Origin of the sequence: Escherichia sp. KTE114 (genome assembly GCF_000407765.1) — a bacterium.
In the GTDB taxonomy this organism is placed as follows: Bacteria; Pseudomonadota; Gammaproteobacteria; order Enterobacterales; family Enterobacteriaceae; genus Escherichia; species Escherichia ruysiae.
In genome coordinates, this window is sequence record NZ_KE136622.1 from 18,132 (window position 1) to 27,673 (window position 9,542).

At 48.5% G+C, this 9,542-nt stretch carries 10 protein-coding genes and 1 pseudogene; 5 read left to right on the forward strand and 6 right to left on the reverse strand.

Annotation, left to right across the window (positions count from 1 at the left end):
• Positions 1-132 precede the first annotated feature (132 nt).
• Positions 133-912, reverse strand: coding sequence for a site-specific integrase (locus tag WC5_RS21355; RefSeq protein ID WP_001164198.1), 780 nt, complete (start codon positions 910-912; stop codon positions 133-135).
• A 1-nt stretch (position 913) separates the two neighbouring features.
• Positions 914-1,327: a hypothetical protein gene (locus WC5_RS21350; RefSeq protein WP_016231294.1), complete on the reverse strand. Its 414-nt coding sequence runs from the start codon at positions 1,325-1,327 to the stop codon at positions 914-916.
• 568 nt (positions 1,328-1,895) lie between these two features.
• Between WC5_RS21350 and WC5_RS21345 the strand changes: the two genes are divergently transcribed.
• Complete coding sequence (locus WC5_RS21345; protein WP_000371885.1) at positions 1,896-2,153, forward strand: hypothetical protein; 258 nt, start codon at positions 1,896-1,898, stop codon at positions 2,151-2,153.
• The gene (locus tag WC5_RS21340) at positions 2,153-2,743 is read left to right on the forward strand and encodes a hypothetical protein (protein WP_000194560.1); all 591 of its coding nucleotides are present in this window, start codon (positions 2,153-2,155) and stop codon (positions 2,741-2,743) included. The genes WC5_RS21345 and WC5_RS21340 overlap by 1 nt, the downstream gene beginning before the upstream one ends.
• Positions 2,744-2,762: 19 nt before the next feature.
• Here the strand turns inward: WC5_RS21340 and WC5_RS21335 are convergent, their stop codons facing one another.
• Complete coding sequence (locus tag WC5_RS21335; RefSeq protein WP_016231295.1) at positions 2,763-3,110, reverse strand: DUF6404 family protein; 348 nt, start codon at positions 3,108-3,110, stop codon at positions 2,763-2,765.
• A 128-nt stretch (positions 3,111-3,238) separates the two neighbouring features.
• Here WC5_RS21335 and WC5_RS21330 point away from each other — a divergent pair, with 128 nt between their 5' ends.
• Entirely contained in the window at positions 3,239-3,574 is a 336-nt protein-coding gene (locus WC5_RS21330; protein WP_001080730.1) for a colicin 1A immunity protein, read from the forward strand.
• Positions 3,575-3,595: 21 nt separating this feature from the next.
• On the opposite strand, the gene WC5_RS21325 is transcribed toward WC5_RS21330, so the two are convergent.
• Positions 3,596-5,476: a colicin Ia central receptor-binding domain-containing protein gene (locus WC5_RS21325; protein WP_016231296.1), complete on the reverse strand. Its 1,881-nt coding sequence runs from the start codon at positions 5,474-5,476 to the stop codon at positions 3,596-3,598.
• Positions 5,477-5,754: 278 nt separating this feature from the next.
• Positions 5,755-7,101: a protein YagA gene (yagA, locus tag WC5_RS21320; RefSeq protein WP_001132021.1), complete on the reverse strand. Its 1,347-nt coding sequence runs from the start codon at positions 7,099-7,101 to the stop codon at positions 5,755-5,757.
• Between the two features lie 353 nt (positions 7,102-7,454).
• Here yagA and WC5_RS21315 point away from each other — a divergent pair, with 353 nt between their 5' ends.
• Both WC5_RS21315 and WC5_RS21310 read left to right on the forward strand, forming a co-directional pair.
• On the forward strand, positions 7,455-8,057 hold the full coding sequence (locus WC5_RS21315; RefSeq protein ID WP_000517689.1) for a ProQ/FINO family protein: 603 nt from the start codon (positions 7,455-7,457) through the stop codon (positions 8,055-8,057).
• Between the two features lie 55 nt (positions 8,058-8,112).
• Positions 8,113-8,622, forward strand: a complete 510-nt coding sequence (locus WC5_RS21310) for a hypothetical protein (RefSeq protein ID WP_016231297.1) — start codon at positions 8,113-8,115, stop codon at positions 8,620-8,622.
• Between the two features lie 359 nt (positions 8,623-8,981).
• Here the strand turns inward: WC5_RS21310 and WC5_RS26060 are convergent.
• Positions 8,982-9,223 (reverse strand): annotated as a pseudogene (locus WC5_RS26060) (replication-associated protein RepA4); the annotation flags it as partial.
• Positions 9,224-9,542 lie beyond the last annotated feature (319 nt).

The window sequence follows — 9,542 nt, forward strand, 5'->3', positions numbered from 1 at the left end:
ACACCTTTCGGATATCCAAGAGGTACTCAATAGATGTTTTTTTACTCTATACCGGTCCTGCATGTCAACAGAATATGAAATACCGATAATATATCCATGAGATATCCGAAAGGGATTTAAAAAAGTCAGAGCTTATGGAATTCTTTTGAGCATAGACACCGCATCGGACTCAGGCATCGAAAACTGCACCCGGTGCCGTGCAGCCACATCCAGTGCAAACACCTTCGTGTAGACCTCCGTTGAGCTGATGGACTTATGCCCCATCAGACTCTGCAGGACCTTCAGCGGTATACCGGCATACAGCATGTGCATCGCATAGGAATGGCGGAACGTATGTGGCGTGACCGGGACAGAGAACGTCACACCATCAGCGGCAGCGGCGGCAACCGCCTCCCCAATCCAGGTCCTGACCGTTCTGTCCGTCACTTCCCAGATCCGCGCTTTCTCTGTCCTGCCTGTTCGTTTATTACGCCGTTCCATGGGGATTTTCAGTGTGGCCACCATCGTCTGCAGCTGGCTGACGTACCAGGCGTCGGAGAGCGGAACCAGCCGGTGAGTCTGCTGACCGGCGGGCATTCTTCCTGCCGTCCTGGCGGCTTTTTCCGTCCGTTGTTTCAGGGTCGCAAGCTGCACAAACGGATACGGAGGCGTGAGCGAAAAATCCCCCCGCGTCAGCGCCAGTGCTTCATTAATGCGCGCACCGGTGTTCCACAGTGTGGCCAGCAGCATCTTGCGGCGCAGATCCGGGACGTAATGGAGCAGGGCGCTCACTTCAGGGGCCAGCAGGTATTTGGGCAGTTCATCATGAACCATCGACATCTGGCGGAGTGCCAGCGCTGCCGGATAATCGATGGCAACAGGAAGCTGAGCGGCATCCCGGGCATGGTGGATCGGTGCCGGCAGGTGCTGCATATCAGTGTTCACTCCACGGGGAAACGTCGGGCAGGTTTTCCACAACCCTGTATTTTCCCGGATAACGGAGCTGGTTACCGCCACGCGTCCGGACGGTGACAACAAAACCCCCGCCCTGGTTGTTTTCGGGGAGCAGGCGATCGCACTGCTCACTCAGCATGTGGATCACAAACGGCGCATCGCTGCCGTCTTCAAATATCAGTTCCAGCGCATCGCGGCCATCCAGCGTTCCCTTACTGATGATGACGTACTCAGCCCCCCGCATCTCCCTGAGTAAATGTTTTGCCGCATCCGGGACAAGCAGCCTGGCTTCGCCGGCATTCCAGCTGAGGTAGACATATCCGGCCTGCGCCTGTACAGACTGCCAGTAATCCGTTCCGGCGACAGCCTGACCTTCATTCTCAATAAAAAACATGGGTGACTCCTTTTTTCTTTTCCGGGCAGGGACGGTCATGCGATAACGTCATCCATCATCACTGCCCTTACCGTCACTCCGTCTGATAACATCATGCCGTTATCATCATCACCATGATAACAAGCATCCATATAACCACGCCGTTAAATTACCGGAGAGCCGTTTCCGTCAGATCCGACTTTTCGGAATATCACAACTTTCCGGAAGTGTACCACGCTGAGGAAATAATCATATCGCTGTTTTCCGCCCCTGCGCGGCGCATCACAGGTCAGGGAGATGACACAACATATAGTGTCATCAGCAGCTGAATCCGGCACCACATGTTGTGCTGACGGGAGGTGGCGTTGTGTGGGGGGAGAAGAAGATCCGTAACCGCCGGAAACCGGATCTGCACGGCGGGAAACGGGCAAATGATATGATAATTAAGCAGTTCACATAAAATCATATCAGATATGATTTTCATCATTAAAAATTAAACAATATCTGATATTATCAGAAATCAGGAGCACACAAATCATGCAGGATATGATTTTTACCTGTCAGAACATTATCAGATGGAGCGTGCAGGATGGATCAGGAAATGACGTTTTCACTCAGCTATGAACAACTGACCCGGTTTGCGGAAAAACGCATCCGGGAATGCAATCTGGACAGCCAGGGCGCGATTTATCTCTGCGAGTCAGCCAAAGCCGGAGCCGTGCTGATCTTCTGGCATGAACTGGCCATAAATGGCTATGCCTCAATGAATGCCATAAAGAGACAGGAGCTCATTGACGCCGACTTTCAGCGCCTCAGAAACCTCATCTGGCCGGAGGATGACAGGTAATGACCCAGAGCCGCCGACCGTCGCCACTGCAGCGGAGAGTGCTGATTGTGCTGGCTGCCCTTGATGAAAAACGACCAGGCCCCGTGCTGACGCGGGACATAGAACGGGTGCTGGAGCGAAGCGGGGAAGCCCCGGTCTACGGGCCAAACCTGCGCGCCTCCTGCCGTCGCCTGGAGGATGCCGGCTGGCTGCGCACCCTGCGAGCCCCGAATCTGCAGCTGGCAGTGGAGCTGACGGACGCCGGCCGGGCCGTGGCACAGCCTCTGCTGCTGGCAGAACAGAAGCGCCTCCGGGCAGAACAGCGTGCGGCAGAAGTCGTCGTACTGCCGCTGGTCCCGGCAGCAGGTCTGCCCGCAGACGGCACTTCTGCCACTGATCTGGCGGTAGAGCTGAACGGCATGACGTATCAGGCCTGCCGTGGGGATTTTGTGGTGCGTCTCGACGGCAGCACCTGTCTGCAGTTATGGAATAAAGAAGGCAGGGTGGTACGCCGGGAGGGCGATCCGCTGGAAGTGGCGCAGTGGCTGCAGGCCTGTCATGACGCAGGAATAGAGGTTCGCGTACAGATAAATGAAAGTGCCGCTCCGTAAGAACACGCCTGTGCACGGTTTACACATCATCCCATGGTGGCAGCCGGTTAACTTTCCTGCGCCACCAGTGGAAAGAGGCCATGAGCAGTCCGAACAAAAAACCACCCGTGATACTTATAATAATGGCCTCACCTGCCACCATTCCTGACGGCCCCCAGTAGATAAACCACATTGCACATCCCCAGGAAATGCCCCATAAGCTCCCCATCAACAGCGTGACCTGCCAGAACGGCATAAAGGGTAATGGCGGAAGCCGGATACCCAGCCGCCAGAGAATACGCAGAAGAGGAGGGGCATAATTGCTCCGCCACATCTTTTTGCTGTCCATCAGGGCAATGGCCCGGGCTTTTTTCTGCTCAAAGGTCACAGGAGCACCTCCGTTCCATGATGTAAACGTGACACAGCTTATTGTTATTGATTATTATTATCATGCTGTGGTTATGTTGTCATGCATCAGTACACTGACAAAAGTGCAAAAGAAAGGAAAACAGGCAGATGAACAGAAAATATTATTTTAATAATATGTGGTGGGGATGGGTGACGGGGGGATATATGCTGTATATGTCATGGGATTATGATTTTAAATACAGATTACTGTTCTGGTGTATTTCTCTCTGCGGAATGGTTTTGTATCCGGTTGCAAAATGGTATATTGAAGATACAGCTCTGAAATTTACCCGGCCTGATTTCTGGAACAGCGGTTTTTTTGCTGATACACCTGGAAAAATGGGGTTGCTTGCTGTTTATACGGGTACTGTTTTCATATTATCTCTTCCGTTAAGTATGATATATATTCTTTCTGTTATTATAAAAAGGCTGTCTGTAAGATAGACAGCCTGTCTTATATTTTATTTAAATACCCCAGAACTTATTCGCTTTTTCCACAAGCGATTCATCAATCAGCGCACCGGTGACAGCCATCAGTAAACCATACCCGATAATGCCTAAAGCGCTTCCGGTAAGAATACTGAAGACCAGTGCAACAAGAGCCGTTGCGGCATTGCCTGCTATAATGGCTTCTGTTTTAACAAAAAGAGGACGCCAGTTCTCTGTCCGGACAGCCTTACCAAACTCAGTGATCCAGTCAGCAAGACTTGTAAATTTTCCTGCATATCCCAGTCCCCGACTGAATCTGTTCAGATTAGACGATATATCAGACAGCTTCACAGACTCAAGGGCTGCGGCAATCGCTGCACGATCTTTTGCATTAATTTTTTTGTTAATGTCAGCCCGGTACTTTTCATACGTTTTTAATGCCTCTTCAACATTACGTATTTTCTTCCCTTTAGCCTGCCCGGCCATCTCTCTGGCTAACTGCTCAGCTTTTGCACCATATTTTTCTGAAACTGATTTCAGGAACTCTGTTGTGAAATTAATTGCGTCTTTCGTTTCCTTCAGTTCATCCTGTTTTCTTTTCTCTTCCGCTATCTTCTGATTGATGCCGGCAAGCTGGTTACGGATATTCTCTTTTTCCTTCAACAGGGCATTAAGAGCGTCATTTGCATGTTTTTGCTCATTTGTTCTGGCACTGAGGTTATTTCTCGCCGAATTTACCGCAGATTCAGCAGAGGTGATTTTATTTCTGGCATCAAGCAATCTTTGCCGTAACTTATCCCATTCAGCAACTTCAGCATTATAAATTTTCTTGTCACCTTCCACATCCTCTGTCACCACCGGATTCCGGTCATTCAGAATATTGCGTTTATAGTCCAGACCGGAATGGGTCAGAAGATAATTCAGGTTTGCACGGTTATCGATGACTGCGCTGGTTGTGATTTTTATCGTACCGGCAAATCTCGGATCACCGCTCACAACAATAGAATGATTTGTTGATGAACGCCCCGGGAATTTTTCAGGGGAAACTATCGTTTTGCCGTCAGGCGTGTTTTTCTGTTGCGTCAGCTGTTGTTCAGCTCTGGTTAATGCATTACGGGCCGTGTTAAGCGATTCCGTCACTGAACTGAGTTTATTCCGGGCCTCTGAAATGGCCCTGTCATTCCGTGTCTGCTGCCCGAGCAGACGGGCCTGTTGTGCATCAAGAACGGCAAGGGCTGCCCCGCCATTTTTTTCCAGCTCTGACAACCGCGTGTCCAGAATACCTTTTCTGCGCTCGTATTCAGCAAGCATATCAGCGGCCTTCTTGTCTGCGTTCTGCGCATCCTTCTGCCGTTTTTCAGCCTGTTCGATTAACGACCTGGCCTCCCGGGGAGATATACGAAGAGAATCAGCATCAGCAAAGAGCATCCGGCTCTCTGTATGCAGCCGGAGGGCATCATATCCGGCGATTTCAGTACGGAATCCGTATTCTCTCAGCTCTGCCTGCAGGAGTCTGAACTCCTGTCGTGTAATATCAGCGGCATCTGCGTTTCCGGCACGGAGTGTTTTCAGTGTGTTTTCATCTTTTTCCCTTGCAGCAATCGCCGCAGAGAGGCGTTTTCCGGCTTCAGTGCGCTTATTCTCATTTTCTTTCTGCTGCGCGCTGAGCGTGTTTTTGTACGCTGCGATTTCCTTGTCCCTTTTTTCGATATCACTTCGGGTTGGGGAATCATCGACCCACTCGTTTCCGCCCCAGATGGTTTTGTTCCCGAAGGAACTCCATGCAGGCGGGGTACCATGAAAGACATCGACACGTGGAGGGTTTACATAAATATCAACGGCCATAATTTCATGGCCATCTGAATCATACCCCAGCGATTCTGCACCGGGATTTGTAATACGTACAGGGTCAGACATTCGGTATCTCCTTCATCCTCTGAGGAAAACAAATGAATTAACTGCTTACGCATATGGATACATATACAGTATTAATTTATTAAGGAGAAAATGGCATGTCAAGATTTAATGATAGTGATTATCATTAACATGAAGTGATGTTACACCGTTCAGAAAGCCTGCTGACGCTGTGGCAGCATCACAGTCTGAGTATTCTCTGGTGCAATACAAAAACCGGACTTTCCCGTAACAACAGACAATGTTACGGGAAAAGTTACAGAACTGAGCCACAAAATATCTCAGTACCTGAGATGCATAAAAACACCGTACATATGTTTCTCAAAAGGGGGATGATCGTTATCCAGCCATTTCGGTGGATCGGTATGCAGAACACCAATCTGCTTCATGCCGGTATGCTGCCTGGATTTTCTCGCGCAGTAATCACTGTCTTCATATCCCATCGTTTCGATGACCACTCTGGCCGTCTTTCCGTCAGGAGCCCTTGCTGTGACAATGAAATCCGGCAGGACATATTTCTTTTCACCATTAACATAAACTTCTGTATCAAACAGGGGCCTTTCCAGACTTAATTCCGGCGTACCTGGCTTTCTTTTAAGCCAGCTGGCCACATTCAGAAGAGCAGTGAGCGTGTTTCGTTCCAGTTTGCTGTCCACAGGCACCGGACATGTCAGTTGATAAAGAGCATGAGCATACCCTTCACTGCAGATGATTCTGCCATCGGCACTCCGGCAAAAAGCAAGAATAACCCAGTAAGGGGGACGTATTCCGCCCTGCGCTTCACCATTAATACTGATCCCCCGCACAGGTCTGATGACCTGAATATTACCGTTCGCCCAGTGAATTTCCACAGCATCACGACAGATGTGCTGCGCCATAAAAATCTGAAAGAACATATGTTTTCTTCTGGCAGGCCAGTGTCGTTCTGAATTCTCCAGCGTTTCCATTAACCGCTCCTGAGACCTTTCAGACATTCCAGGCCGGAAATGGATAATTTCAGATAAGGATCTTCCCCGAATATACTCCTGCTGCAGTGTAACCTGCCGTATGGCATCAAGACACTCACGATAATTAGTCCGGATACGGGGATTAGCCAGGGAATCCAGTTTATTCAGCCCAGCATCGTCAATAAGAGACAGGAGTAAACGGGCAAGGCGCGGACGTTTCTTGCGAACGGAGGAGCTCTCACCATTATGGTAAGCAGAGCGGGCCTGCAGTCTGATAACAGAATTACTGTCATCAGGTGGTAAAAAGTTTCTGTAATTTATACGGGTGCTAACGGGATGCCGGCTTGCTCCGGAAGATGTTTCCTCTTCATTTCCGGATAACTGACGATACATGGGGCATTCAGGTGCATGCTCATGATTAAAACTGGACAGATAAAGAGTACCCGTATTGTTTTTAAGAGCAGCAAAATTCATGGCCGGCGAATCTCCCGGAATACAGTCACACTGTAACCATGCATCATACTCACGCATTTCCCGGAGAATATCATTGGCCAGGTTATGTAGTGCCATGGTTGCTGGCTTTTTCAGTCCACAGACCGTCTTTACTGCAGTCTCTTCCTCACTGCTAAGCTCCCGAATCACTTTGCCCCGGGGATTCTTCTTTACAAGTATCATTGGCATAATGAAAGCACTCCTTATGTACATGCTTAAACAGTAAGTAAAATATACAAAGAACACCCCATGAAACAAAGGCAGAGATGAACTGTGCGCCCCGATATCTTCTTCTGATATCCTTTCAAATGAATTGTTTTTATTTATATCATGACAACATTAAAGTGAGAGAATATATCAACCATGTTTCTGTCAGGGTTCAGTAGAATATCAATTCGACTGTCACGCCATAACTGTTACTACCTCGAGTATAAATATTCAGAGAACGGACTTATTAGCCATGAAAAATCACCTGATGGGAAATTTACTAATTTATGAATTGTGATATTATTAAAGAGTAAAACCAGCCAGCCGAGGTATTTATGGGAAAAAATCAGGAAGAAAGGAAAACTCCCGTCATTGTGGTGAAAAAACGTCGTACTTTTTCGCTACCGTCCTTATCCGAAAAAACAGATATTATCGCACCTGTATTTACTGAACAGACGGCAGAATCAGCCCCCGCCGGAATAAATTCATCTGCCGTCGAAACACATATCCCCGAAGCGCCAGCCAGGAAGAAGAAAAAGAAAAGACACCGTTTTCCACGTCCCTCCCACTGGACCCGTGAGTATACTCACGAGTGCGTGGAAAAAATAAAGGCCCTGTTTCCTCATCTTCGTGCTGAAGGTGGTGGATTTATTCCCCTGAAAATTGGCATAAACAATGATATTTCGGCATTTCTGGCAGAACACCCGGAGACAGAACTGACCATGGACGAATGGCTCTGTGCAGTGTCCTGCATCACATCCCGCCGCGTATATCTGCAGCGGACAGCTGTCGCCGGCGTCCCACGTTATGGCCTGGATGGTCACCCCAAAGGGCAGGTCTCAGACTCTGAAGCACAGAGTGCCGGTCGCAGACTGGCGACATTAGAACAAAAGTGGCTCAGGATGCAGGCACAGCAGGAGAATATTTCTGGGCAATAAACACTCCTGATAACAGGTGGACATTACGTATCAGAAAAATGGGAAGAGAATTATTATGAGTAAATCAGGTGCAGAAAAAATTCAATTCATCCTGAATAATCATGAACAGGCATACAGACGCCTGAAGCCTGTATATACTTTTTTAGAACTGGCATCTTGGATTTCGGTTGTTCTGCTGATTATATACCTATCAGGCAAGAATCACGTGCTTACAGCAGCTTTTCTCTGCTTTGCATGGACAGCATTCTGGGTTCTTTTCCTTTTACATTATTTCCCAAAAGTTTTCTTTATTCTCGATCGTCAGAGTCTGCTCAACCTCATGGAGGCCACCAAAGACTCACCAGATGTAAAGCAGGAGCTGCTTAACCGCCTTTTTTCCGGAAAAAGAATGACCGGGCGGGATGAAATGGATATCTGCCGTCTTCTGAGAAAAAATGAAGAAGAAAAAATCCGTCAGCGTGAACTGAATATCATCAGGAATTTTATTGATGAACAGCAGTTAACGAATAGTGATATTCCGAAGAAAAGTACGGTCCCAAATGAAGATAAAAAAGGCATAAGATGATATGAAATTAATAACCAGGCAAGCAGAGGATGGCGTGGTTTCATCCTAAGATTGATAGGGGTTAACCTGTAAGATAAAAGGACCGTGTTTACACGACGTCTCTGAAGGGCTTCGTTTGGGAAACGGACAATATCTAACTGACGAGGAAATTAAATAAGGGTTTAAAAATTAACGCACCATATATTATACACAGTATATAACGATTCAGATATCGTCACCAGGATATGCCGCGTCAGCGGCATGGAAGGCGGCACTCTGTTGTTTCATATGATACCGGAGTAAAACCGCCGAAGCCCGGCGTAAGCCGGTACTGATTGATAGATTTCGCCTATCCCATCCCCGCCCTGCTAAGCCATATCCGCTTTCAGCCATGAGAGAGCTTCTGTGCGCGGTCGGAGTGGTCCCGACAAGGGTTTACCCGAAGTCGGGGCGTATCTCCGCGTTAGCGGGCCGTCAGGGCCGCTTACGAGCGTGTACTGAGAACTTCCAGCCAGAAGACTGGCAGCGATGACGATTTATAGTTACAACATTCATAATTAAAAGCGATGTTGTTCCCGCCCTTTGGGCGGGGGCGGCCTCGCTTTTCAGTTATGAGGGGTGGGCACGGTGCTGCGTTTGTGTGGTGTTTTTATTCCTGATGTTTTTTTGTTGTGGTTTCAGAACGGTGAGGTTCGGGGCCCGCGCGTCAGCGTGGGAGGTGCTTTTAGATTCTGAGCGGCGCGGCCTTGGCCGCTGCAAGCGAAGGCCTCTTTGTATTTGTTCACAGTGGTCTCAGAGATAAAGATTTTCCCTGCGGCGAAGCAACGCAGGGGATTAAATAATGGGGTTAAGACTATATTGCAGGTTTGCTGTTTCAGGTTTGCAGCTTCTTAAAGTTCTTTGTTTGCGGATTTATGTGGATAACTGAAACAACGTGGCCA

Coding starts and splice junctions, on each gene's coding strand:
- WC5_RS21355 (WP_001164198.1), bottom strand. CDS start 912: ATGCAGCACCTGCCGGCACCGATCCACCATGCCCGGGATGCCGCTCAG.
- WC5_RS21350 (WP_016231294.1), bottom strand. CDS start 1,327: ATGTTTTTTATTGAGAATGAAGGTCAGGCTGTCGCCGGAACGGATTAC.
- WC5_RS21345 (WP_000371885.1), top strand. CDS start 1,896: ATGGATCAGGAAATGACGTTTTCACTCAGCTATGAACAACTGACCCGG.
- WC5_RS21340 (WP_000194560.1), top strand. CDS start 2,153: ATGACCCAGAGCCGCCGACCGTCGCCACTGCAGCGGAGAGTGCTGATT.
- WC5_RS21330 (WP_001080730.1), top strand. CDS start 3,239: ATGAACAGAAAATATTATTTTAATAATATGTGGTGGGGATGGGTGACG.
- WC5_RS21325 (WP_016231296.1), bottom strand. CDS start 5,476: ATGTCTGACCCTGTACGTATTACAAATCCCGGTGCAGAATCGCTGGGG.
- yagA (WP_001132021.1), bottom strand. CDS start 7,101: ATGCCAATGATACTTGTAAAGAAGAATCCCCGGGGCAAAGTGATTCGG.
- WC5_RS21315 (WP_000517689.1), top strand. CDS start 7,455: ATGGGAAAAAATCAGGAAGAAAGGAAAACTCCCGTCATTGTGGTGAAA.
- WC5_RS21310 (WP_016231297.1), top strand. CDS start 8,113: ATGAGTAAATCAGGTGCAGAAAAAATTCAATTCATCCTGAATAATCAT.